The following is a 24749-nucleotide window of genomic DNA, read 5'->3' on the forward strand; positions in this document are numbered from 1 at the left end:
CCAGTATCGACCGAAAACATCGGCCCCATATCTCCGAAATAGACATGTAGTATTGCATCGTCGATACATTTTCCATGGAGACGTGTAGCTCCGGGTTGGCGACACCAATTATACGGTATATAATTTTGAATGAGTAGACTAAATTTTGTATTTTTGGGCTAATGATTGATTCGAGGCAACAACAGCTTATAAAAAAAATAACCGCAAAATTCAGTCCATCGCTGGTTGGGGTATTTGGTTCGTATGCCCGAGGGCAACAAGGAAAACACAGCGATCTCGATATCCTGATTGATTTTAGTCACCGAGTCAATTTACTGGAGCTTATTGGCCTTGAGAACGAGTTGTCTGATCGTTTAGGCATAAAGGTGGACTTAGTGACTGCCAATTCCGTGCATCAACATTTGCGGCCCATCATTGAGCGCGACTTGATTCGTATCACCTAATGGAAAAATCGTCCTCCGTCTATCTACATCATATCTTAGATTGTATATCACGGATACATGCGTACACCAAGGACGTTGATGAGCAAGCGTTTTTAAAAGATTTCTTGATCCAAGATGCTGTAATCAGAAATTTCGAAGTAATTGGCGAAGCTGTTAAAAAAGTCGATTCGGTAATTCGGAAAAAATATCCAGAGATACCCTGGAAAAACATAGCCGGGATGCGCGACAAGCTAATCCATGACTACATGGGCGTGGACGTAAGAGCCGTTTGGGGTGTCGTTGAGGATATCCTGCCCGAATTCGGGCAACAAGTAAAGCATATTATCGACCACCTAGAGAAATAACCCCACTTCATAAGCCGCTATCGCCACTTCTGCAAAAAAAGCCCCTGCCGGGTAGGGCAGGGGCTCTGAATTAGTGCATCGGTGCGATTAACGTCGCCGACGGCTTTACCGTTTCCGGCACCACCGCTGCAGTGCCCAGCTTACCGCGAAGCTCACTGCCGCGCCGATGGCGGCCAGCACGGCGGTTTTGACCATGTCGTGCACGCCCAACTGGGCCACCACGCTGAGCAACGTGCCTCCGCCCGTGCCGATGCCGAGCTGGACGTTAGTTGCCTTCATCGCCTTCCTTTCCTTCGTGGCGGTCTTGCAGGCCGCTTTCCACCGCTTCCAGCACACCCAGCGCCAGGGCCAGGTACCGCGCTACCACCACTATTTTGGGCGGCAGCTTCACCGGCGAGGCGATGACGAGCTGGCTGGCTACGGCCAATGCTTCCTTAATCCGTTCGTAAAGTGTCGGTTTCCCCGCTTCGGGGCGGCCGACGGTATTCATTGGTTTTTTCATTGTTTTTTGTTTTTTTGCTCATTGTTTTTTCCTATCCTAAATGTTTGGGCTATCGCAACGCGTCTGGATGCAAGCATCCTAGGTCGCTTATACGACAGCCCAAACCAACATTCCGCCTCCTAAACTTCCCCTTCGGTTTTAAGGTTGCCACGTAAGCGGCCTAGGGGACGAAGTTCCCAGTCGCGGTGTGGTCAGCCGTTAAAACCTCCAACCACCATCTATACTACCCCCATCGTTTTATGATTGCTACGAACACGACCTAGGGTGCTCGCACCCAGACGTGGCGTAGCAATCTATAAAACCTCTAACCACACTTCTTCTCCCGCTTCCAGCACAGGGTATACGATGTTCTCCACTCGTTCTAGCGCCACTCGGCTATAAATCCCCATGCCTTCGCCCGTGTGCTTAGTCACCGGCGCGATGCATCCCCGCAGTTCGGTAGCTGCATCATTTGCCGCGTGGATGAGAATACCGCTTCGCCCGGGCACCCCCATCACACGCAGGGTAAAGCCAAAGCGCTGCGACCACGTACGCCGCAGGCGGTAACGCCCTGTGGGTATGCAGCTCACATTCGTGCGATTGCCGCGCCAGGGCAGTTCAATGGTATGGCAGATGGGTGCTCCGCGCAACAGCAACGTGCCGTTGGTGCCGCCAGGCTGGGAAATACGGGTAAGGACCAGCGTCAGCTGGCCCTTTACCCTGGCAAATACTGCCCCCATTACGCTACCCCCCTTTTTGCCACATCGCTCCACGGCGACCTGCCATACGCGTTTACCGAGCGCACTTGCACCACGTACTCCCGCATACGCTGTGGTACAGTGAGGTAGTTTAGTTTAGACCGGGTGGTCATCACCGGGTCGCCCCATTGTGGCTCGGTCTCTCCTTTGATCGATAGGGCATAGCGGTATTCATAGAAGAGTACCTTGTTTACCGGTTTGAAGGTGATGTTTACCTCGCCATCGAAGCGCCCGTCGCGTATCCGTACATCATACACGCGGCCGGGAAGATCACCCGCCATCGGGTAATCGGTGGTAGGGAACCCCGAGCTTTTCAGCACCGATAGCATACCACCGGTGTTGTTGTTTACATAAAACGCCAGTTTCCGGAGCAGATCGGCCAGCACCTCCTTGGCCTCGTTTTTCAAGGCCGTTTCTTCCGTACCACCCCGTTTGGTGGCCACGGAGAGTTTAAGCAGGTAGTCGTCAAGTCCAGCTTGCAGGCTGGGCAAATCGGGCACCGGTGTTGCAAAGTTGGCGTTATCGGTCATTGCTTGGATGATCGTTGCCGTCTGGCGGGCCAGCTCATCGTCCCGCATTCGTAAAAAGCCACTGATGGCTTGCTGTCGTAGTACCATAATGTAAAGCGTTTAAAAGTGTAACCATACACCGGTGTTTCGGCCGAATCCCATGGGACCACCGGCGCTTATAAGAATAAAGGTCGGGGGGCGCGCCGAGGTGGCCTATCAATGGGACACATTGGGATAACTTGGGAGCGTATGGGTCGGTTGTGGGAAAATTAAACGGAGAGATTGTGCGCCGCGCAGCAAGCGCCGTACGCCATTGCGGGGGCGCAGTGAGTCACTGTCGGGGCGCAATGCCGCATTGCAGGGGCGCAATGGAATGCGCCGGGGGTGCAGCGCCACCCGGAGGGGTTGCGGCGGAACACGGCAGGGGTACGATGAAGCAGGGTGAGGGTATCGTGGCCCGCCGCGCCGGCCCGGCGCTGCCCGGCGGGGGCACCGGCAAACGTTGCAGGGGTACAGCGCCGCATGGCGGGGGTACTGTAAACCGCTTCGGAGCCGCAATGAACGCCTGTCGGGCCACAGCGCTCTACAATAGGGGAACAAAATCGCATGGCGAGCGAGCGGGAATCCATCTCGCCCCCGAAGTGCTTCTAAGTAAGGTGAAAGGGAAACGCTGCCCCGATCCTACAGCTCGTTGTCCGCTTGCGACGGTGCATCGTCATCCCTGCGAAGCGGCTTTCTACGCTTGCGGTAGCGGCGTTCGGCGACCAGCTTTTGGATATCGCTCACGAAAAATTTATCTTCGCCTGCCCCACCCCGCGGTACCAGCGTGCCATCTGCTACCCAACGGTAGTAGGTAGAGCTTGTGATGTCTAAGTACTCCATCACCTGTTGCTTGGAGAGCCATTTTTCGAGCGCATCTAGTTTGTTTTCGATGTAACGGATAAACACGTCGAGCGCCTGTTCGAATTTATCGTAAGGGAATCGGTTATCCATGGCAGATGGGATTGAGGATAAAAGGACGCGGCTGCGGTACCGGTTTGGGCGTTGGGTTGCCCAGCCCGGCCAGCAGTCGCTTGAGCAGTTCGGCAAGTTGATTCAGTAAGGGTAATGGGGCATCAGCCAACCAATTTTCCTTGGGTTTGGGCTGAACGGGATACGGATTTATAGTCATAGCATACAACTGGTTTGATATCGATGTTTATCATAGATCTGTTTATTACGGACACACAGGTATGTCTGTTACAAAGGTATAGCGCCATTTTCATTTGTCAAACACCCATTAATGGGCGTTTGCTCGTGTATATATAACCCATATTTTTACCCCGAATCAATTTATCAAATTATTATGAAGACATATTTATTCATTACATGTGCCCTGGTTTTCTTTGTTGGGTATGCGTTGCAAGCTGATGGACAAACCAACACACCCCTAGCGGCAACCTTTTCATCGGGGTCGGCAAAAGTGCCCGTGGATGTAGCTCACCGCATGGTGGCCAATTATGCCCCGCGCGCCGGGTTTGTGGAGCGTGATGGCGAGCAATTGCCCAATACGCGGACCGTATGGTTTAGCCTTGCCCAACTTAAGGCTTTCATCAACGAAATCGAAGGTGATGGTGGCGACGGGATTCGATTTTACTTCGCAGCGTATGACGACAGCTATCCTGACGGCGGCGTAAATGCCGAGGTGCCACCGCAAGCGTACTGGGGGTACAATACACTACTCATGGTACCCACGCGAGATAGCACCGCCAATGGAATTACCTACCACCGGGATTACCTCACCGGTATTAGTCAATCCGGCGGCCGGCCCAGTAATCTTATGAGGAAATCCACCGTCGAAAACCGGGGAATGCTCTGCCCACCCTCCTGTGGAGATGATCCAGCCCTGCTGAAAGGTGCCGATGAATGATCCAGTACACCCTCACCTTTCTTGTTGAAATAGCGTGCCTGATCACCGCATGGCGATACCTCCGCCATGAAAAGGAACTGCATTGGGCATTGCAACCGTGGTATTTACTGATTGTGGTTATCACCGAAGGGCTCGGCGGTTATATAGGCATCGTGCAACATAAAAACAATGCGTGGTTGTACAATATATTCCTGCTGATAGAGGGTACGTTCATCAGCTATTTCATCTACCGGATATGCAAGCCCTATGGCCTGCACATCCGGTATTGGTTACTATGGTTGGCGCTTTTCATCCTTTTCTTTTCCATCGAACAAACGGCCGTTGAGAAACCCGCTTCTTTGCATTTCTGGACGGTGATTTGGATCAGCGCGTCATTCGTGGTAGCTACCATTTATTACATCTATCTATTGTTCAACGCCCCTCTGCAGCCCGTACCGCTGCGGCGGCATGCGTCTTCGCTTTGGATGGGCGCAATCAGTTGCTTTTATTTCGGTAGCTTTGTGACGATGCTATTGGCCCAGCCGCTCATAGCCACCCAAGTAGAACTAGCCGGTTTGCCGTTGTATGCCTTGGTGTACTTATTATTGAACCTGATGCTTTACGGATTATGGATGATAACCTTTACGTACAGATATCGAAATCTTCGTTAATTGGAATTGTCATCGTTGGCACCCTCACCATGCTGCTCTGTCTGGCTTCGGTTTGGCTGATCACCACTTTGTACGAGCGAAAGCGGTTGCTGTTTGAAGAAAAGGCCAAACGGCAGGCGAGCGAATATGAATTCATGTTGCAAGCCGCGCGCACGCAAGAAGCCGAGCATATTCTCAGCGAAGTTGCCGCTGCCCTTCATGATCACCTGGGCAATAAAATGGCGTTGTTGGTGACTATCCTGGGCGACATGCGTAATCTCCACCGCCAAAAAAAGGACCTCGGTGCCGACGGACTCCAACTTGCCCAAGATTTGGCGGAAGAGATCTGGGAGAACGCCCGAGGCCTCAACCGGATCATCGAGGGGGAGTCGCTTCTGGAAAAGGGGTTGATACACGCTGTCCGAACGGACGTGGCCCAGATGCAACATCTCGAAGGACTGACAGTAAACCTGCATACCGACACCACTCGTTTTGAAGCGTTCGAACTGGATACACTCCTGCATATTCGCCGGATAATTCAGGAATCGGCTTTCAACGCCATCAAACATGCCAAGGCCAGCACAATCACACTATCCATCACCGCGGTCGGCAACACGGCCGTACAAGTGGATGTGGTAGATGATGGCTGTGGTTTCGATACCACCGCGGTGGATAGCGCTGCTTCGCTGGGGCTAAGCAATATGCGCTTCCGCGCGGAAACAATTGGCGGTAACCTGTATATCAAATCGAAGCCGGGCAGCGGCACCCGCATCTCGCTGCGGGTACCTACCGCTACCGTTCCCTAACGAAACAAAAAAACCAAAACATAAACACAAACGCATGACAATTCATTTAACAAAAGAAGTTACCGTAGCGCTGGTGGATGATCATATGCGCGCTAACCGTTATACAACATCTTACCTCCATACGCACAACGAAGATATCCGTGTGCTGTTCTTGGCGGAGAACGGTGAAGAAATGATTGAACAAATCAATATTCACGGTGTGCCCGATGTTGTGGTGATGGATATCCGCATGGAACCGATGGACGGCTTCGAAGCCACCAAGTGGCTTACGGCGCATCATCCGGATACCAAGGTGTTGGTTCAAACCTTTTCAGAGCAGAAGTCTGCCATGATGGGCATGCTTCGTTGCGGGGCAAGGGGCTTTATCGATAAGTCGTCCAAAAGTGATGACCTCGCGGTGGCCATCCGCGAACTCGCCACTAGGGGCAGGTATTACAATGCGTGGGTTACGGAAGCCGAATTCAGGGATGCCGAAAAGGGCAGAATACCCCGAGGTGTCGCTGATATTCCCAGTAAGCGAATGGAGGTGCTGCGGCTGCTGTGTGCCGGATATTCGCAAAAGCAGATCGCCGCTAAGCACGAGACCAGCGTGTATACCGTTCGTGGCCATGTTAAAAAGCTGCGAGACACGTTTGATGTTGAGGATAATTCCGCGCTTATTGCGATCGCCCACGAGTGCGGTGTGATACCGAAACAAACCGATAAAGACAAGCTGCAATGACCGAGCTCCTTCAAGTGAAGACCGAGCTCATTGCACAATACCTACTGCCGGTGCTCGGATCGTTGCCTGTGGCCAGTGGGCTGGCGTTGACCGAACAGCTGGTTACCCATAGCCAGCTCCGCCAATCCGTTGCACGCCAGTATTTGGATGAACCCGGGCCGGCCGATGCCGGCCAGGCCATCGTGATGCCGCAGTCGGTAGCGCACAGCTTTCAGGTGGTTGATGGTGCAGATGGCATCAAGCATATCGGTACCCACGTTTGGGCGCGGCGTACGCTCATTTTCGATTCTTATGCCCTGCTTGACGGCGCGGACCGGACAGACTTCGTGCAAACGCTCGAACCCGGACCCTATCTCAGTATCCAATACCCGATATTGCGCCGTCTTATTGCCGACCACAGTGTTGTAGACCGTGCCATCGTGGTGTTGGCGCGCAAGCAGGAGCGCCAGCGGCGGCTGCACGACCATCTGTTGCACCTCACGCCTGGAGAGCGCGTAGCCGCTTTTGAAACACGTTATAAGGCCTATATCCACGTGGCTACCATCGAACAACGCTGTATGCACATCGGGCTAACGAGGCAAACCTACAGCAAAAAACTCAAAGCCCTCAACCTATCCTAGCGGAGTGGCAGGTGTTAATAGTTAACGCGCAGTATGTAAATGGTTTAACATGCTGTAGGGGGTATTTGGGGTATTTTTGCTTATATGAAACAGGTAATACATATAAGCACAAGAAAGGGGAGCACCGGAATTCATACTGCGGTTCCCCTGCAGTTAAGCGATGGCCGCTCGGGCGGGGTGCCCCTAAGAAATAACACCCCTTCCCTGCGCAAACCGACGGTGCTGGCAACGATGTTACCGGAGCCATCGCAAGGGACGCCCGGCACGGCGATAGGTGCTGAACTATACCACCCGGGCCCCGCGCTGCCGAGGCCGCAGCGCGGTGACGGTGGGGCGGATCAGGTCAAAGCGAAAGGGTGGAAGGCCTTGGTTAAGCGGGCTAAAGCAAAAGTAACGGCGTGGCAAGCGCAAATCCGAAGGTACTACCTAGCGCGTATGCGTAAACATGTGGCGCTGACCACCAGGCGTACTTTTGGTTTCGTTCGACTGATTGCCTTCATCATCCATATTTCTCGAAGGATGCTGTTCCGCAAGACCGCCCTGCCCTACGGAATGCTTACGCAGGTTGTACACGATCGCCGATTTGCCTTGTTCCGGCGTAGGGCCGTGGATAAAACATTCCGGTTGCTGGCATACAACCACATTTGTTCCCATTCCAGCGTTTGGGAGACGGCGGCGAGTTCGGCCGATGACCGACTAACCAAAACATTTTTAAACTTAAAACGGTAAGCATTTCCGTAAAATAAATGCCTTTACGATTATGAAAAAGATAAAAAACATAATCACTGGAATACTGTCAGTTGCGGTATTCTTTATGGCCGTGCAGGTTGGCGTGGCGCAGGAGAAAGTAGCTATGCTATCGGGCGAAATTGTTTCGCAACCAGCATTCGACGTACTTTTATTTTCTCAATCGGCGGATACGGTGTGGTTCTCCGTTACCATAACGGGAATTGACGAAACATTGCCAACAAACCAGGAAGTGACGGCGCAAGCAAATCCAAGCGGGACGTGCCAACCGCCTTACAGTGGGCCGATCTGCAGTGTAAAGCTCGACAAGACCAATATGCCTTCCTCCAATCAAGCGGCGTATGATGCGCTGATTGACCGGATTGGCGGAGGTAATCCGCCCACAATTTCCGAATTCCTTGCCCTGGGAATTACCTCAGTGCAATATGCCAAAACATTCGATCCAGATCAGGACGGTAATTAATTGGTTGCTGAATAGATAGTTGAAAAAAGCCGGTATCCTGCAGGATACCGGCTTTTTCATCAAGAACGGAATCTGTTACCGATCATTCTGTTCATAACCGCCCTGCACAATGGCTTCCACCGGCAACGGATACACGTATCGCAGACTGCCGGGCTCCAACGTATAAATCTGGCCAGCAATCCGTCGTTCAAGCGTGCGGGTATATCTGGGTTCTTTATTCAAGCGTCTCAGATCTTCCCATCTCGTCCCCCGGAAAACCAATTCCTTGCGTCGTTCCTCCAGCACCCAGTCTAGCACCTGTTGGCCGTCACCACTGGTCAGATCCACATAGCCTTCCGAGACGTAGCGATGCCTGCGTAATGTATTCAAATCAATCAGCGATTGTGTCAAATCGCCTAACCGCACTGCACATTCTGCTCGTGTTAGGTACACTTCATCCACCGCAAGTCCCGAAAAATAGGTGTTCTGAGACGTCCCGTCATAACTCCCCCTGAAGGTATATCTAACGTTGTTGAACAGTCTGTAAAACGCCTGCCTTCTCAAATCACCTTCGGCATAACTTTCCAACAAAACACTGTCCACCGAAAGAATATTCTGTCTCAGCATGCGTAAATAATTGGTATCACCCCTTACTATGGCCATAAAGATTACCTCCGGATTACCGGTTCCATTTGCCCGGAATGTCATGTTGTTTATGAATTCCAGTGAACGGTAATCCAATAACTCCCCGCGCGTTTCCAAACATTTGGAGGCATGATCCAGCGCTTTCTGATAGTTTCCCATTTGCAGGTATAATCGGGCGAACAGCGCATGTGCTGCCGCTCTGGTAGGGGTAAAACCAGTAGATGCTGTTTCTGGAAGCACCGAAGCGGCCCCGGTGAGGTCCCTGATAATCTGCGAGTAAGTGGCCGCTAAGGTTGATCGCGGGATGCGTAAGGTAAGGTCGGGCTCCAGTCGGAGCGGCAATCCCAACGCCTTTTCCGACGAGACATCGTCGTAAACCGGGCAGAACAGCTGCGCCAGGCTGTAATAGTTCCACGCGCGGTGAAATAATGCCATCCCCCGCACATGCTCAGCCGCTACCTTTTCTTCCCCTGTCAAAGACAGCCGGCTTATCCCGTCGATTACCAGATTTGCCCACAGGATGCGTTTGTAACCATTGTTCCAATCCATATACCCGGCTTCGTTACCCTGGAAGATTTCCTTCTCCCAGGTGTAAGCCCTTATCTGGTAATTGTGCAATGCACCATCGGGAAAAGTTGAATACTGGGCGTCGGTAAGGTAATATTCATCGCTTCCGATCATACCCAACGCGTGGGCGGAAACATTCATCACCCCGGTGTTGTCAAGCAATAGCGAATAGTCCCCGAGCTCACTGGGCACCCGTTGCCGGATATTGGGTTTTACATCAAGGAAATCTGTGCCGCAAGAAGCAAAACAAGCAAGGGTAAAACAAAGTAAATAGAATCGTTTGCTGGAATTCATCATTTCTCGTAATTTAAATTAGCCTATTAAAATGCTACCTGTACCCCGAACGCAATACTGCGCGGGGCAGGGTAGCTGGTATTTGGGTAGTCAGGATCCAAACCAAGGTCATTAGCTCGCCAAAGGATACCAAGATTGCGGGCGTAAAGGAAACAGGTAAACCGTTGGATACCCCGTCCGTGATAGAATTTCCCGGGGAGGGAATACCGTAATCCGACATCCTGTAGACGCAAAGATCCGCCCTTCTCAATTAGCGTAGTCGATGCCAAATAATATTCCGAAAGGCCGATGTTATTTGCGGGCAGCGCCGCGGGCACATCCGTTTCCTTTTCGTCGCCCGGTTCTTTCCAACGATTGAAATAATCCATGTGATAAACAGGCAGCCTGAGGAATTCCTGACCAGGACCTATTGAAGACCTGCGGAAAACGTGACCGAATTTAAATGAAAGCAAGAAATCCAATTGTAGTCCCTGCCATGTAAATACATTGCGTAAAGAACCAAATATTGGTGGCACCACGGTTCCGGCATTGACCAGTTCATTATATTCTATGCCCAAAATAAATTTGCCATAGCTATTCTGTCCAGTCGTAGGCTCTCCATCCACATAGACCATCGGAAGGCCATTGTTGCCGTCCAGACCATACCAGGGGTAGGCATACAGAATATCCACGGATTTGCCTTTTTCGGGTATACCGCCGTTAACGTATGTACTGGCGTAGTTCTGCACAGGCCTGTTCAGTTGGGTTATTTTGTTCTCACTGTGGCTCACAAGGAGTGTACTGCTCCAGGAGAGCGGGCCCACAAGATTCCTGCTGGTTATTTGCGCGTCCCACCCCCAGGTCCGCATATTGCCGTAATTCATTTTGTAGGGGGAATTGAGGGGAATGCCGGTGGTCGGGTCCATCAGGTTGGGTCCAAGCAGGTATTTGCTTTCCTTGTCGTAATACTCGAGACTTCCGTTTATACGGCTATTTGCCATCGCCCAGTCCAACCCCACGTTCAGGGTGTTTACTTGTTCCCATCGCAGGGACGGATTGCCGGGACTGTACAGATCCGCCTGAAGCCCGTTCGTTACCGGGTTCGACTGGATATGGATGGTGGGATAATAGCTCTGGCTCTTGTCGATGTTACCCGCACTTCCGTAAGTTGTCCTGACCCGAAGGTATGGCATCCATTTGGAATGGTAGAAACCTTCGCGGCTAATCTCCCAGCTCCCGCCCATCGACCAGAGGGCGGTACCCCGTTGGTTGGTTTTCACCCCGAGTAGGTTGCTACCGTCCCATCGGGCGCTGCCACTCAGGATATACCGTTGGTAATATGTGTAGCTGAAGTTACTGAAATAGGATATATGCCGGTTCAAAGATTTATCGGGTGAAAAGGAAGTATTAGGAATCCGCCCGGACCCACTGGGTTGTCTGGGATGGTACACTAAATAGTCGTAAACTGTGACACCAGTCCACAGTTGCGGGTCAAAATCGTAAATACGTTGCCCAGAGATAAATTGGCTTTCGGCTTGCCTGACCTCGGCCCCCGCCAACGCGGCGATGGTGTGCGTGTCATGGAAGTCCTTCATCAAGTTTGCCTGCAGGCGACCCGAATGCGACCTGTTACTGGCTGTCGGTTGGTAATCCATGATGGAACCGTAGGGGATTACACGTGCCCCTGTCGTGGGATCGGTGAACCGGTTGACCAGATCACGGACAAAATAGCTATCTTTATCATGGTACTGCTTCCCACTTGATTCACCCATGCTGAACTGATAGGCGCCTGACAACGAAAGCCCTTCCAGTACATCGTATTTTAGATTTCCATTGAAGCGCATATGCTTCCGTCCGTTACTGATGTCACGCAGTCGGAGTTCATCAAGCGGCCGTTCCACCCAGTCCAGGAGCCCCCTATCGGGGGCCTGCTCATGGAATCTTCTCCTGTAGACACTCCAGATGCTGCGGGGCTGACCAGACCGATCTACCAACCCCTCATAAATCGCGATATTGGAATAAAATCCCTGGCCATTTCTCTCGGTCATTTCCTTGGTGTACCAAAAGGAACCTTCCAACTCGAGGTTAGGCCTAATTTTAAAACCATTCTGTATCCCGATGCTCGCCCGCTGGAAGTTGTTCCGGACCTGGCTTTCTGCGTTTCTGTCCAATCCGGCGGAAAAGGAATAGGTATAATTACCACCTCCCCCTTGGATACCCAGTGCGTATTGCTGGGCAACGGCCTCACGGTAGAGATAGCGAAGGGATTGCTCCCGCAGATCGGTCCGTTCCATTTCGCTTTTCGCTTCCAGAAACTCTTCAGGCGAGATGGTTCCGTCACGCTCCCTGATCAGCAACTCCACGTAGCCCGGAATCTGGACCAGGTCATTTTCCGTATATCCGCCACGCTGGAACAGGTCCTGCTGTATTTCCATCACTGTGGGGGAGGGCAGGTAATTCCGGCCATAAAACAGGTTTGGCTTATCTGTAATATTCACGTTGCCGCTGAAGCTGATCCGGGCTGGCTGGTTATATTTCCCTTTTTTGGTGGTGATGACAATTACGCCGTTGCCGGCACGAGCCCCCCAGATGCTGGAGGCCGCGGCATCCCGAAGAACGGTAACCGACGCCACGTCATTGGGATTGATGTCGGAGATCTCGCCCTCGAATGGAAAATTGTCTACCACGATGAGTGGAGCGGAGTTACTTTCGATGGTATTGATACCCCGTACCCTCAACTCCGGACTGCCGTCAACGTCTTCACCGGAGAGCGCACGTCGGTCAAAAAGCAGTCCACTGGTGATGTTTTCCAGCCGGCCGAGAATATCGGTGCCCACACTCCTATTCAGCATTTCCTCATCGATATAGCTGAACGATCCGGTAGCCCGTTCACGCGGCAATGAATAATAACCTGTGTTGACCATGACCTCTTCCAATAACCCGGTGGTTCTTTCGAGGATTACCTGGGCCGGTCCTTTGCTTTCGGATAACGATGAGGAGGGAATAGCCAGCCGCTTATAGCCTACATGTGTGAACACCAATGTATCGGCGTGCTCTGACAATGTGACCAAGAAGTTTCCCGATGCGTCGGTTTGCCAGCCCCGGCCCGATCCGATTAAATGGATGCCAACCCCAGCAAGGGCATTACCTTCGGCATTGATTACTATCCCGGCCAATCGCTCCTGCGCCAGTGACAATAGTGAGGTGCAGCTAATTAGGAGTATTAGATATATTTTTCTTTCCATATTGTTTATTGTTTTATTGGTTAATAGATTCCTTCGATTATTCTGCCGTAGTTTCTTTGATTGCCAGCAGGGGCGGTTGTTTATCCTCAATCTGTATGAAGAGGCCATAGCGTTTCAATTCCAGGTTGACCCGATTCAGTGGCCACCCTTTTAGCATCGCTTTTGGGAAGTGGATGCCTACGCGAAGTTCTGGATCTAGCCTTGTACTGTCGACCGGGGCGACCTCACTCAACTCCACATCGGTAATGTGGTTAAGCGGAGTCTGTACCATTAGGCTGTATAGCTGGGAACGGTATTGGCCGTTGGCAAAATGGTACTCCGTGGAATCCGCCGGTCTTTCAACCCCCAGCCCGGCCTGCAATAATTGCAGGGTCTTTTCTCGGCTCTCAATCGGTTTAAGTATCCCGTAGCGCATTTTCGGTCCGGGGACGATATCCCCCTGTATTCCTCGGTATTCCCCAAAGAACGTGTTTAGGTCTTTTCTCATGATGGCATACGCTTCCTTATCGCTGATATTGCCCGGATATCTCAATTCATAGCTATACAAATGATTATTTTCCCAATCGACGAAAAGCGAGTCTTCCCGGGCGGTATTCCCCATGAGCAATTTTGGCCTCCGCGCCAATAGCACCGACCGGAGACTGTCACTGATCTGCCAATCAATAGCCCCACGGTACACGCTGTATGATGGGAAAATATCATCCTTAAAAGCCTGATAATACAAAACCGAAATCGGCAAATTCAACGCGTAAAGCACCGTGCTATCTTCTTTTCGTACAATCTGAAGGTTCTCTGTGCCTATCCCTGGGATCTTACCGCAAATCATCGAATGTTTATTTTTGCGGTATAATTTGGTCTTGCCAACCACCGGCTGTAGTATGGGCGAATCGGGATCGAATTGCCAGTCCACGATGTTCATCGGCATCTGAGGGGTACGACCGGCCATGACCTGCCTGATGTGGTCGGATGTGGCGCTCGTCCAGTGGGGTATAGCTAAGACTTTACCATTCTTGATCCACACCTGATGGGGGATCCCCTGATGGGGAAAAATCCTTGCCAAGGTTCGGTCGCCAACGATACTCGGTGTCGTCCACCGGTATTTCCTAATGGCAGGGGCCATTTCTGCCGGATTTTGTCCGGTTACGGGGATCACCACGAACGCCTCCCCAGCCATGGCTGACTGCAAACTATCCAGCTTGTTCATCGAATAAAGGCAAGGTTTGCACCAGGTCGCCCAAAAATCAAGGATAATCAGTTTGTCTTTGTAATCGCCAAGTATGATCTGTCGGTCTTCACCGGTTGCCATGTCAATCGCCTTATGGGGTGTGCTGAAAAACGACTCGGGCAAGGTTTCCCCCATCCTCACCGTCACTTCCGAAGGCCGATAGAACTCCTGGCCCAACAAGGGCATGCTGAAACAAAGCACCATTAATATCAGCGCGTAATTAACTTTTGTCCATTCCATATTTTAGTATTTCAATGTTTAACGATTAGCTTCCAGAACCGCTAGCAAAGTCCGCAGATGTGCGGTGCTTCTTGCATCGTGTTCGTGGGAAGCAATGTGATTTATCTGTGTCCGAAGCTGGTCCAACAATTCTCTTGCAGTCTGCTCTTGTTCATCGGGGACTATTGCATCGGGGCCGCTAAGCGCAATCAATGCCTTCACATAGGTTCGTTGAAGTGCGCGCCGGTATTCATCGGCGTCCTTACCAGCCCTCGAATTGCCGAATACATATCGCTGTAGCGAATTAAGGCGGGCTATTTCCTTTCCATTTAATAGCCTTGCTAACAACGCGGGAATGCTCTCCTCCCAGTATTTTGTTAGCATCGCCAGCGCGTCGATTCCCGTTTCGGAAACAATGGGGTTCTCCAGAAGCCAGACTGGTGTTTGGAAAAATTGCTCGTCGAGGAAAGCCAGTGCGTCTTCCTGCAGGGAGTCGGATACCGGAACGTTTTGCGGCCACGCGTCAACGCAGCCCCTTGGCCGGTGATACCGACCCCCGATGAAGGCCGCCACATTGCTGATATGCGTCTGGTACTGTCGGACCAGTTGCTTGTAATGGTTCGATGCCACCCCAGGGTTGCCGACCCAAACGGGGAGGCTGTCGAGAAGGCGCTTCAGGTTAAGTATGCCATAATGGGCAGACAGGATGGGATCATCGCCAATATCTTCTGGTAGACAACGTGGGTCGGTGTTTTTATGGTCTTCATCGCCGTACCATAAATTCGGGTCTTCCTGTTTAAGCTCCTCCCATTTACTTAGCTGTAATGTTTCGATCTCGGCATCGGCGGTGGGCGGGCGGTAACGGTATGCCCATTCAATGGCCCACTTATCGTACATACCGATCCGGGGCACTATTCCCTCCAGCCCCACACTGTCTTCGGGCTGGGCGATGTGATTGGTCCTGGCGTAATCCATTACTGACGGACTGAAAGAGTGATTTTTAAGCCAATCCCTATCTCGAAGCCTTTCTACCGGGGTCGCCGATGCAGCGCCGAAATTATGCTTAAGGCCTAGTGCATGGCCAACTTCGTGGGAAACGATATAGCGTATCAGCCTTCCTATCACCGCCTCATCCAACTGCCCTGTCCAAGCGTTCCGATCGGAAGTACCTGCCTGGAACCGGTACCAGCTAATCAACTGGCGCACCATACCATGCCACCACGATATACTAGCGCCGACAATCTCGCCGCTGCGCGGGTCAACGTTGGTAATCGTGACCGCACTGGGTATCAGATCGGGTTTATAACTTATGTAGCCATGTCCCATCCCATACAAGTCCGGCGAACCATTATCTCCTTCAGGCGCTACTTTCCCTCGTATGGCATTTTTGAAACCGGCCTGCTCGAATGCCTCCTGCCAATCGTTTATCCCGTCGATCATATAAGGTATCCATTGCCGTGGGATGACCGGATCGACATAGAAAACAATGGGCTGTTGCGGCTCTACTAGTTCACCGAGTAGATACCTCTGCAGGTCGCCCGGCTTGGGTTCCAACCGCCAACGGGTAATGATCTTTTTGTTGGTCGCCTCAAACGGATTTGCGCCCAAATCCCGGTAATCAACCGTATAATACCCGATACGGTAGTCTGATAGACGCTCGCGGAGCGGCTCCTTCGGTAGTACAAGCCAATTTGTGACCAGTTCAATCGGTACCGGATAACTTTGATTCTGCATGGAGTAAGCCTTTGTGCTCTTCACTTGTATCCCACTGTCAGTGGCTGATACGGTAACTGGCCCAGATGCGGCTGCGTTATACCCCCCTAATCCAAACTCGCTCTTCGAAGTTTTCGAGAAGCCAAATAACTCATGGTCGCTTTCCAAAATAGCGGGCATATCAACGATGGACGCGGTGCCTTGCGGATTACGGGATATTACCGCAAGCGACGCTATAACGGGGTACACGGCAGATGCCTTGAAAACGCGCTCCACGTTGGCTTTACCTTCAGAAGCTCTCTCGGTAAAGTCAGGCATAACGAAGCAGATCTTGTCGCCGCAATTTTGTATTCGGAAAACCAACTCATCTATATGGTCTCCCGCGTACCCTACCGGCCCACCTCTCCAAAAAACATAGGGGTGCTTACCCGCCCATCCCTTCGCAAGCCTTTTTACCGCAAGGATATCGCGGCCAAGTATGGAATCTGGGACTTCGAGATACACCTTGTTCCCTACTTCGTGCACACCAAGTATACCGTATTGGGATTTCGTGTCAGAACTAATAACGTCTCCAACTGCCGTAGCCGCAGGCTCCGCCTGTTGGGCGGAGGCCTGCTTCACGGCATACAAACACATGATCGTTAATACAGCCAGTAGGCTGAAATATCTTATATATGGGAGTTTAAGTTTATGTTTGGTTAGGACATAGCCATCCCCTAAACCTAGAGTTCTCTTCATTGTGCATTGGCTTTTAGCGGTTTAAGAAAAAGATATTTTTCAAAACCGATTCCCAAGCCGAAGAAAATTCCACGAAGATTTGCAGAATTGGAAAAAAGCGTCTACTTTTAGCTGTTGCATAGTAACCGAAAATAAACGGACCTTCTTCCATCTGGACAAAAACGGGCTTTTTATTTCAGCATTGGGGTCGGTAGCAACCGGGAAGTGGGGCTTATTTGCCCGTGCTTGGGATAGACTTTTTTATTGTCTTTCCCCGTGCATGCTTCTGCGGCTGCAATATTTTCGGCAGACCTATATAGGGTTACGTTTAACGTTCTTTATCAAGATAAAATAGGCGAACCGAAGCCAAACCTCCTTGAGGCGGCTGGGGTACTGGTGAAGGGTGATTAACTCGTTCTTTCTCATAATCCTTATTGGTTTATGCAGAACGATGTTTCTCGGAATGTTGTGTGGTAATCCTTATTGCAAGCAAGGAGCAACCTCACACCCTGAACCCAGGGGAGCTAACCCTTCGTCACCTTCGAATCTACACGAGACTCTAGAGGGACGCTGCCAGAGCTTAACGTGAGGCCGCTCACATGCTGTGGTATCAAAAGTAGAAAACTTTATCCACAAAAGTTAGCATGGAGCGATCAACACGGTTCTCTCGGCAGAATCTTAGCTCTATTCGGGTTCGAGAAAACACCGTTCATCATGGCGTTATCGCCGTGATTTCTGATCGTCTAGACAAAGATAAAAACAATGTTTTAAACCCCCAAATATTCGGGGGTTAATTTTTGAATTATGAGTGAGATTTATCAGACCAAAGCTATCTTTCGAATTGAGTATGAATTGATATTAAATGTAAAAGCATTCCGTGAAGAGAGAGGATGGTCGCAAGAAATGCTGAGTAGTAAAATGGGCTTTGCGGTAAACTTTGTTGGCAAATGCGAATCTTTAAACCAACCAGAAAAGTATAATTTACGGCATATAGGGATTTTGAAAAGAGTGTTCGGCTTCGAAAGTCTTGATGAATTTTTCTCGGATGGAATACCTAAAGACGAGCAAGTCGTTATTCGGTATAAGAAAGTGCCCAAAATGAAAGCGGATGATACACCTTCCAAAATAATGGAAAATGTAGTGGTGGAATTCGTTGTTGTAGATGGCGAAACGAAAGCGGAGGTAAATAAGCAAAGTAGGAAAAGAACTGGTGAATGAAAATGTAACACGGTCACTCGCAGTGACGCAATTAATCATAAATCGATTAACCCAAAAGCCAAGCCAATGAACTTGGATACTATTCGGATTTTAATTAATTTGATCGTAAATAAGTAGGTCATGAATACACTTACCATAATAGCGTTAGTTCTTATTTTTCTAGGCGGTGTCGGCGCAATCCTGTTGACCATTGGGCAGGCATCAAGTACTCAAAAAGACAAACTCGAAATTATAAATACGACTAAAAGTGAAAATACACGGTTAAAACTAGACTTAGAAGAAATAAAAAGGGAAAGAGACCTTTTAAACGAAACACTGACTGACAGGGATGCCGAAATTCAAACACAAAATAAAGCTATTATCGATTTAACTTTACGATTGAGCGAAAAGTCTGGGAAAAATCCGTCGGCAGGGACGAAAGAATCCATATATTGAATGAAGCGGAAAATTATATCGTGGTACTTACCAAGCGGAAAGGTTATTTGCTCTTCTGGACTGCTTTCCATATACAGCATAAACACTCGATGAGAAAGAAAAGGAAGGAATACGAGGCCTATATAAACGCCAATACCGCTTAGCAGGGCTAAACGGTATCTAAACTCCTTCAACACTTACTACTGAACAAACAGCATGGTTGCTGAGCTGATGCAAAGATACGGACAATATATTACCCGGCGAAAAATTTTTCCTAAATTTTGGTCATATGGGTTTTCTGTCTACACGACTTAGTCCAAAACATCATCCGCTCTTGCTTAAAAGGCTTCAGTAAAACAGAAAGCCCCGAAACGGGGAGAATCGGGGCTTTCACTAACTAACCAATTATAAACCTAAATTATGAAAAGACAATTTTATCAAATTTTACTAACTGCCTATATAACGCATGAAGACGCCTCTTTGTTACACCAGAAATTGTTAAGAGATGTTAAATGGGTAATGCGCTGCCAAATGGTAAGTAATATTGAAATATTGTATAAATTCACATAACAAAGCTACTTGGAATGATAACAGGCATACCAAACGCCAACGAATACAAACAGGTCGCAATAGAATGCCTGATTCAAGCTTACAACTCCATTGTTAGCGTCGACAACGCACTTACCGACAGTACCCCGAGAGAAAAAATATGGGAATATAATCAAATTATATTGAGGTCAGGTTTGGTCTTAATACATCAAGGGATTGAAGGGTTATTAAAATCCGAAATCTGCAAAACAAGCCCACTACTTTTAATTGACAAAAAAAGGGGGGATTGGAAAACCTTACCCGAAGGTGCTGATGAAAATTTTTCAGAATTGTATACTATTGGTGGCGACGACTTGTTGAGAACATATTATGCTTGTCTTGGTCCCAAAAAAGTACACGAAAAATTTTTGCAATTGTATGAAGAAGTCCGTGTGAGGCGCAATAGAATAGTACATGGTATCGGAAATGAAAAATTGACCCCTGAGTACATACTCACGCTTATATTAGATACTTTTACATATCTTCTAGGGAAAGATAGTTTTTGGGAAGCGGCATCTTCCAAGTTCTATCAACACCCAGGATTTCAGTACGAAGATGAAGATGTTGAATGGGAAGATATTATACATTATAACAGAATGGAGTATTTAAATTTCTTTTTAGGCAAAAAGACGCTAAAGAGACATTTCTCTATTGACATTACTGCACGTCCTTATTTATGCCCATATTGTACCGAAAAATCAGAAATCGCCACCAGTAAAGGAGCAAAGAGAGCCTATTCCAAATGGGCATTTTTGCATCCAAATGATCCTCTTGGTACCAATTTAGGTTGTATCGTATGCCAGTCAGATTTTGGAGTGCTAAGAGAGGACTGCGGCCAAGATGGATGCAAGGGAAATGTTAAATACTTGATAGAAGACGACGAGGACTCGGAAACATATATCTGTTTGACGTGCTGGCATGATGAGACAAGAGAAACAAATTGAAATCATTAAATCATTATATCAAAATTGTATTGATGGTAGGGAAGAGTCCATTATCTTACACGGCAATAATTTAGTTATAGTTCTAAGTGAAAGAAAGCCCCGAAACCGGGAGGATCGGGGCTTTCAAAACTAACCAATTATAAACCTAAATTATGAACTTGTATAACGCATGCCGGCCCCATTTTGTTGCAATTAATTTGTTAAGAGTTGTTAAATAGACAATGTGGTGACCAAAGACGGCTAAAAAAGAGAAACCCGTCACTCTGTAAGTAACGGGTCTCCACCAGTTGGTGGAGCGGCGCGGGGGCGAGGCCACGGTGAGGTGGATCTACGAACTCAATGGTACCCTAACCGAGACGCTGCATTACGAGAAGAAGGGTAAGGCGGATGAGGCGATTGCCTGGACGAAGGCGTCGCGTCGGTACCGCAATGCTTCACTGCGGGAGTACGTGGCGGATGTGAGCCGTTGGTATGGCATCAGGGTGAAAGATCTCCACTGCATACCGGCATCGATGCGCGTGGATGCGATGATCTGCTACCGGGCACCGCTGGAAGAGGCGCTGTCCATTGCTGCTAAGGCAGGCCTGCAGGTGATCCGGACCAACGGGATGTACAGTTTCTGCGATTCGGACGATCCATTAAGGCCAGCGACGGCTAGTAGGGAGAGGTGAGGGTGAAAATAGAAAGGCGGAGACTACCGGCTTTTGACAATATGTTCTTGTAATTGCTTAGCCGTCTTAGAAGAAAGCTTGCCGGCAAATCGGTCAGACAATTTGGTTGTTTTTGGGGGTGTGGACGCTTTTTTCAACAATGCTTCAACTTCTTTTAAGATGGTATCATTATTAAGCTTAAGTAATTCTTCGATTACATATAGTTTCCTTGCTTCGGTTACCATAGCATACTCCTTTTTTATTTCTCTTTCATTTTCCTCACATTCCCATCCGTCGCCACCGCTTCGAAAACGGACGAAGAGCAACGGTATATACAAAACTACGAAAAGTATCGGATGTTTCTATGCGTCTTTGCCTTCAATCCGTGCTGTCTTGGCTTCCAACTCGGCAAAAGTGCGCTCAGATTTGAATACGAAAAAGAAGTAACGGTAGTTTGCTTTGCCGTTGTTCTGATATAAGCCAGGCCAGCTTTTGTTGGATCACTATCTCCCCCTTATTCTCCGTGAGCTTCTTCCGGAATTGTTGGATAGCCTCCGGCGGGGAGTCGCAATATAATTACCATTTGTAAAATACCCCGGCTTTCATTGGCCGGGGCATGGTATTTCAATTAATGTCAGGAGATATTGAGCAGATAGTTTATCCCCGTGTTAATCTTTTCGCAATGAGAAGTCATCGAATTGTGTCCACGCACCAGCAGCGGCGTTTAGCGCAATGCCCACCTGGATGGCTGCCCCGCTGGGTATAGTAATACCCGATACTTCGTGCACCGTCCAGTTTGAAGAGGTCGGGATAGAAACTTGGCCAGCTAAGACATTATTGACGTAAACCTGCAACTGTCTGGTGCCGAAGGTGCCACCCCCGCGAGACCATACCTGCGCGGTGTATGTGCCGGCAGCGGGATACGCGGAAGCGCTGCGCACACTGCCTGTATACGCGGTAGAATTCCAGGCGCGCACCGACCGAGCGCCCGAGCGGACGTTGGCGGAATTTACCAGTACATCCTCCACTGCGACGTCGCCGGAGACGGTCCACCCCGCAAAGTCGTCTTCAAACCCCGGATTGCTAACCAGATTGAGTTCGCCGGTGACATCTTTGGCATAGGGAAAATAGGTTTTAGAACCTACGCTTCCACACGTACCGCTGCGATACCATAACGCCATGTCGTCCCAATAACCGTTGGTCCACCACGTACGTGGCATTTTCAAGGGTACAGACTCGCCGTTGTGTACTACATACAGGTTGTCGTATAGATCGTATGTATCACGCGCGTACTGTGGTGAGAACAATGCATCACCGCCATGGCAGGGATTGAGAATCCCATACTCACCGATATACAAGGGCAATTGGTAAGCGCCCAACCAGTCGAGATACTGCTGCAGGTAAGCGCGGTGTTCGGCCTTACGCGCGGCGTAGGACAGCGTCGACGGATCATAGGGCGTCGGCGTGGCCGAATACATATGCTCTTGTTGGCTCGCATAACCGCTAGCCGAATAGCCTAATCCATACATTGGGGAAGTGGATAATGCGCGCCCAAAATAATCGTGAAATGTAAAGACGATATTGGACTGTTGCAAAACGGATAAGTTCATGCCGGCCAACGAAATATCGCCGTGCAAAGCAGCTGCAATTAAAATTTTATCTGGATTGGCCGATCGCAGCGACTTTGTTCCCGTTGGGGCCAGCCAATCAGCATACACCGCCATGATTTTGTTAAACCGCGCTTGTGCCGTAGCGCCGTCTGCTCGTGGCTCGTTGACCAAATCGACCGCGATTACCTGTTTGCCGCGGGCTGTCGACGCATGATAACGGGTAAGTACATACTTCAGATAATCAGCAGTTGCCTGCAACGCCAATACATTGTCCATCAGGTCTGAGGTTTCGTTGGTGTCACCACAGCTGCCACTTGGATTTGCGGGGGCGCCAACGGCTGACCATGCCCAAGCCGGAATGTTCCACCGAGCACCGGCCATAACAGGATCTTCATTACAGGCCCCGCCGGGGCCGCGCACGTGGATGGGATCTAAGATGACATACAAGCCTTGGGAAATGGCGTTATCAATAAGGAGATCTAGCTGCGCGAATGAAGCGGCATCGAAAACGCCTGGGGCGGTGTTGAAATAGGGCCAGTCCATGGCAATCCGAATCGCGTTGAACGTAGGGGAACCCGATGCTCCGAGCGCCGTAATCTCTTCGTTGACGTAGGAGGTTTCCCATGCCCCACCTACTTTCCGGTGCGGACCCCGCTTGATATTCACCCCATTGATTAATACAGGCTCACCGGTATCGCTGGATACAAACGCATGGGGATAGTCTGAATAAAACAGCTCTTGCCCTGCCATTAACGGGCTTTGCTGTTCCTTTTGCGTGTTTTCGGCAATCATCATTTGCTCACACGATGACATACCACCAAGGACCAACAGCATTGCGGCCCCCATTAGCTTGGTACAGAGTGGATTCATTTTCATGATGTGGATGTTTTTGATATACTAACTTGGGTTTCACTTTCTTTTGTAATATTCACCCTAACCACTACAACCGTCCGGTCGCCTTGATCGGCAGGATATTGGGCAAGAATTTCGCCGCCACTAACGGTGTATTGCCCGCTCTTCATTACGAAACGAACGCGCCCGTCATAAAAATCATGCGGAAGCGTGTTGGTAATCTGCACATGGTTGGCGGTAGCCCCGCCGGTATTCTCATGCTCGTATTCAGCCCACACTGTGGGTGCGCCATAATCGCCCAATAGCCGATGCACATTGACACCTTCGGCATGCGCTAAAGCTTGATCGGAAACCCAGCCCTGCGGGGTGTTTCTGAAATTAAAGAACGCTCCCCGCTGCCGGTCCTGCGCTGTGCCCACGGACAGTACCCGGTACGGGTTCTCCTGTAACACGCGCGATCGGTGGATGTGTCCCACCAAGAGCAGATCACAAGGCTGTTCGGCCGTAGCCACGGTGGTCCAACCGTCCAGCCCGTCATAAAAGTGTGAAACCAACAATCGGTAGCGCACACTGGGGTCTTGCCAACTGGATGCATAGTCAGCACGGGCCCAATCGAGAAACTCGTTGGCTGTCCACTCGCTTGAGAGGACATAAAACGAACCCATCCGGAACGAGAATGCCCGCTGCCCAACATGCGCCGTATAATAGTCTCGCCAAGCTCGAATGTCTACGTAATCGCCCCACCCCAGGTCGTGGTTACCGGTGGCGAGTACGGTGGGGACGGTAAATCCGGCCAATCCTTCAAAAAAGCGATCAACACGGACCTTCGCCTCGTCCATGCCGCACCAGTCGTCAGCCACATTATACAGGTGCATATTATCGCCGGTCTGCAGCACCATGCGGGGATTAATCAGGTTGATGACCGGCGCCAGCCAGACCAGCGCCTGTTTACTACCAACGCCCCACTTTTCGCTGGCCTTACCGCCCGGCTCGACGGCGGCATCATCTGTAAGGTGTTGGTCGGATTGGTGGATGATGTAGAAATCGCTTTCTATATTTGGTACAACCTGCACGGCACGTGGAGACACCATCTGTTGGCCCGTGGGTGTGCTGATATGCAGTGCCAATAACTCGGGTGATGTGTTTTCAGGTACGTGGACAACGAGCTGCCACCCCGAGCGCGTGCCGTGATCGACCTGCGTGTATTGTGCATCGACATGTGGGCTTACCCAGGTTTTGAACTCGTTGCTTAACTGAGCTACCCAGCCGAGCGAATCGAGGTCGGCATCGGCGAAAACTTCTACGGTGAATGTCTTGCCCGGTTCAACAAATGTGGGTTGGTGCTTCCGGGGCGACCATATGCCCTGCTCTACAGGCAAATCGGCAGGGAGCGCGTATAGGTGGTCAACGCGGACGAGACCTATCCATACGACAAAAAAGGAAATGAGTAAACGGTTCAT

At 50.2% G+C, this 24749-nt stretch carries 26 protein-coding genes; 13 read left to right on the forward strand and 13 right to left on the reverse strand.

What is annotated here, in order from left to right; genetic code table 11:
• Window positions 1–161: 161 nt before the first annotated feature.
• Both U9S71_RS05735 and U9S71_RS05740 read left to right on the forward strand, forming a co-directional pair.
• A complete protein-coding gene (locus tag U9S71_RS05735; RefSeq protein ID WP_326325914.1) occupies window positions 162–443 on the forward strand; it encodes a nucleotidyltransferase family protein in 282 nt (93 codons plus the stop codon).
• Window positions 443–787 (forward strand): HepT-like ribonuclease domain-containing protein, encoded by a 345-nt coding sequence (locus U9S71_RS05740; RefSeq protein WP_326325916.1) that lies wholly within the window; start codon window positions 443–445, stop codon window positions 785–787. Before U9S71_RS05735 ends, U9S71_RS05740 begins: the two co-directional genes overlap by 1 nt.
• A gap of 105 nt (window positions 788–892) precedes the next feature.
• Here U9S71_RS05740 and U9S71_RS05745 read toward each other — a convergent pair whose 3' ends face one another.
• The 6 genes from U9S71_RS05745 to U9S71_RS05770 form a co-directional block, all read right to left on the reverse strand.
• Window positions 893–1066: a hypothetical protein gene (locus U9S71_RS05745; protein ID WP_326325918.1), complete on the reverse strand. Its 174-nt coding sequence runs from the start codon at window positions 1064–1066 to the stop codon at window positions 893–895.
• Complete coding sequence (locus tag U9S71_RS05750; RefSeq protein ID WP_326325920.1) at window positions 1053–1289, reverse strand: hypothetical protein; 237 nt, start codon at window positions 1287–1289, stop codon at window positions 1053–1055. The genes U9S71_RS05745 and U9S71_RS05750 overlap by 14 nt, the downstream gene beginning before the upstream one ends.
• A gap of 293 nt (window positions 1290–1582) precedes the next feature.
• Complete coding sequence (locus U9S71_RS05755; protein ID WP_326325921.1) at window positions 1583–2008, reverse strand: DUF5675 family protein; 426 nt, start codon at window positions 2006–2008, stop codon at window positions 1583–1585.
• Entirely contained in the window at window positions 2008–2643 is a 636-nt protein-coding gene (locus U9S71_RS05760) for a fibronectin type III domain-containing protein (protein ID WP_326325923.1), read from the reverse strand. The genes U9S71_RS05755 and U9S71_RS05760 overlap by 1 nt, the downstream gene beginning before the upstream one ends.
• Before the next feature lie 573 nt (window positions 2644–3216).
• Window positions 3217–3528: a helix-turn-helix domain-containing protein gene (locus tag U9S71_RS05765; RefSeq protein WP_326325925.1), complete on the reverse strand. Its 312-nt coding sequence runs from the start codon at window positions 3526–3528 to the stop codon at window positions 3217–3219.
• On the reverse strand, window positions 3521–3706 hold the full coding sequence (locus U9S71_RS05770) for a hypothetical protein (RefSeq protein WP_326325926.1): 186 nt from the start codon (window positions 3704–3706) through the stop codon (window positions 3521–3523). The genes U9S71_RS05765 and U9S71_RS05770 overlap by 8 nt, the downstream gene beginning before the upstream one ends.
• 174 nt (window positions 3707–3880) lie before the next feature.
• Here U9S71_RS05770 and U9S71_RS05775 point away from each other — a divergent pair, with 174 nt between their 5' ends.
• The 7 genes from U9S71_RS05775 (at window position 3881) to U9S71_RS05805 (ending at window position 8430) form a co-directional block, all read left to right on the forward strand.
• Window positions 3881–4444, forward strand: a complete 564-nt coding sequence (locus U9S71_RS05775; RefSeq protein WP_326325927.1) for a hypothetical protein — start codon at window positions 3881–3883, stop codon at window positions 4442–4444.
• A complete protein-coding gene (locus U9S71_RS05780; protein WP_326325929.1) occupies window positions 4441–5094 on the forward strand; it encodes a hypothetical protein in 654 nt (217 codons plus the stop codon). Before U9S71_RS05775 ends, U9S71_RS05780 begins: the two co-directional genes overlap by 4 nt.
• Window positions 5052–5879, forward strand: a complete 828-nt coding sequence (locus U9S71_RS05785; protein WP_326325931.1) for a sensor histidine kinase — start codon at window positions 5052–5054, stop codon at window positions 5877–5879. Before U9S71_RS05780 ends, U9S71_RS05785 begins: the two co-directional genes overlap by 43 nt.
• Before the next feature lie 34 nt (window positions 5880–5913).
• Window positions 5914–6600, forward strand: a complete 687-nt coding sequence (locus U9S71_RS05790; RefSeq protein ID WP_326325932.1) for a response regulator transcription factor — start codon at window positions 5914–5916, stop codon at window positions 6598–6600.
• Window positions 6597–7220, forward strand: a complete 624-nt coding sequence (locus tag U9S71_RS05795) for a cyclic nucleotide-binding domain-containing protein (RefSeq protein WP_326325934.1) — start codon at window positions 6597–6599, stop codon at window positions 7218–7220. Before U9S71_RS05790 ends, U9S71_RS05795 begins: the two co-directional genes overlap by 4 nt.
• An 84-nt stretch (window positions 7221–7304) precedes the next feature.
• Entirely contained in the window at window positions 7305–7949 is a 645-nt protein-coding gene (locus U9S71_RS05800; protein WP_326325936.1) for a hypothetical protein, read from the forward strand.
• Between the two features lie 31 nt (window positions 7950–7980).
• On the forward strand, window positions 7981–8430 hold the full coding sequence (locus U9S71_RS05805; RefSeq protein ID WP_326325937.1) for a hypothetical protein: 450 nt from the start codon (window positions 7981–7983) through the stop codon (window positions 8428–8430).
• Between the two features lie 75 nt (window positions 8431–8505).
• Here U9S71_RS05805 and U9S71_RS05810 read toward each other — a convergent pair whose 3' ends face one another.
• Genes U9S71_RS05810 through U9S71_RS05825 form a run of 4 tightly spaced genes read right to left on the reverse strand, consistent with a single transcriptional unit; the run spans window position 8506 to window position 17034 of the window.
• Entirely contained in the window at window positions 8506–9918 is a 1413-nt protein-coding gene (locus U9S71_RS05810) for a RagB/SusD family nutrient uptake outer membrane protein (RefSeq protein WP_326325939.1), read from the reverse strand.
• Between the two features lie 23 nt (window positions 9919–9941).
• On the reverse strand, window positions 9942–13139 hold the full coding sequence (locus U9S71_RS05815) for a SusC/RagA family TonB-linked outer membrane protein (RefSeq protein ID WP_326325940.1): 3198 nt from the start codon (window positions 13137–13139) through the stop codon (window positions 9942–9944).
• Between the two features lie 37 nt (window positions 13140–13176).
• Window positions 13177–14604, reverse strand: a complete 1428-nt coding sequence (locus U9S71_RS05820; protein ID WP_326325941.1) for a TlpA family protein disulfide reductase — start codon at window positions 14602–14604, stop codon at window positions 13177–13179.
• A gap of 18 nt (window positions 14605–14622) precedes the next feature.
• Window positions 14623–17034, reverse strand: a complete 2412-nt coding sequence (locus U9S71_RS05825; RefSeq protein ID WP_326325942.1) for a zinc-dependent metalloprotease — start codon at window positions 17032–17034, stop codon at window positions 14623–14625.
• A 783-nt stretch (window positions 17035–17817) separates the two neighbouring features.
• Between U9S71_RS05825 and U9S71_RS05830 the strand changes: the two genes are divergently transcribed.
• From U9S71_RS05830 to U9S71_RS05845, 4 genes are all read left to right on the forward strand, one after another.
• Complete coding sequence (locus tag U9S71_RS05830) at window positions 17818–18231, forward strand: hypothetical protein (protein ID WP_326325944.1); 414 nt, start codon at window positions 17818–17820, stop codon at window positions 18229–18231.
• A gap of 120 nt (window positions 18232–18351) precedes the next feature.
• A complete protein-coding gene (locus tag U9S71_RS05835; RefSeq protein WP_326325946.1) occupies window positions 18352–18666 on the forward strand; it encodes a hypothetical protein in 315 nt (104 codons plus the stop codon).
• A 563-nt stretch (window positions 18667–19229) separates the two neighbouring features.
• Complete coding sequence (locus U9S71_RS05840; RefSeq protein WP_326325948.1) at window positions 19230–20177, forward strand: hypothetical protein; 948 nt, start codon at window positions 19230–19232, stop codon at window positions 20175–20177.
• 290 nt (window positions 20178–20467) lie between these two features.
• Entirely contained in the window at window positions 20468–20848 is a 381-nt protein-coding gene (locus U9S71_RS05845) for a FecR family protein (protein ID WP_326325950.1), read from the forward strand.
• A 23-nt stretch (window positions 20849–20871) separates the two neighbouring features.
• Here U9S71_RS05845 and U9S71_RS05850 read toward each other — a convergent pair whose 3' ends face one another.
• From U9S71_RS05850 to U9S71_RS05860, 3 genes are all read right to left on the reverse strand, one after another.
• A complete protein-coding gene (locus tag U9S71_RS05850; protein WP_326325951.1) occupies window positions 20872–21072 on the reverse strand; it encodes a hypothetical protein in 201 nt (66 codons plus the stop codon).
• A 423-nt stretch (window positions 21073–21495) separates the two neighbouring features.
• Entirely contained in the window at window positions 21496–23313 is a 1818-nt protein-coding gene (locus U9S71_RS05855; protein ID WP_326325953.1) for a cellulase family glycosylhydrolase, read from the reverse strand.
• Entirely contained in the window at window positions 23310–24749 is a 1440-nt protein-coding gene (locus U9S71_RS05860; RefSeq protein ID WP_326325955.1) for a metallophosphoesterase family protein, read from the reverse strand. Before U9S71_RS05860 ends, U9S71_RS05855 begins: the two co-directional genes overlap by 4 nt.

This window comes from Parapedobacter flavus (genome assembly GCF_035818675.1).
In the GTDB taxonomy this organism is placed as follows: Bacteria; Bacteroidota; Bacteroidia; order Sphingobacteriales; family Sphingobacteriaceae; genus Parapedobacter; species Parapedobacter flavus.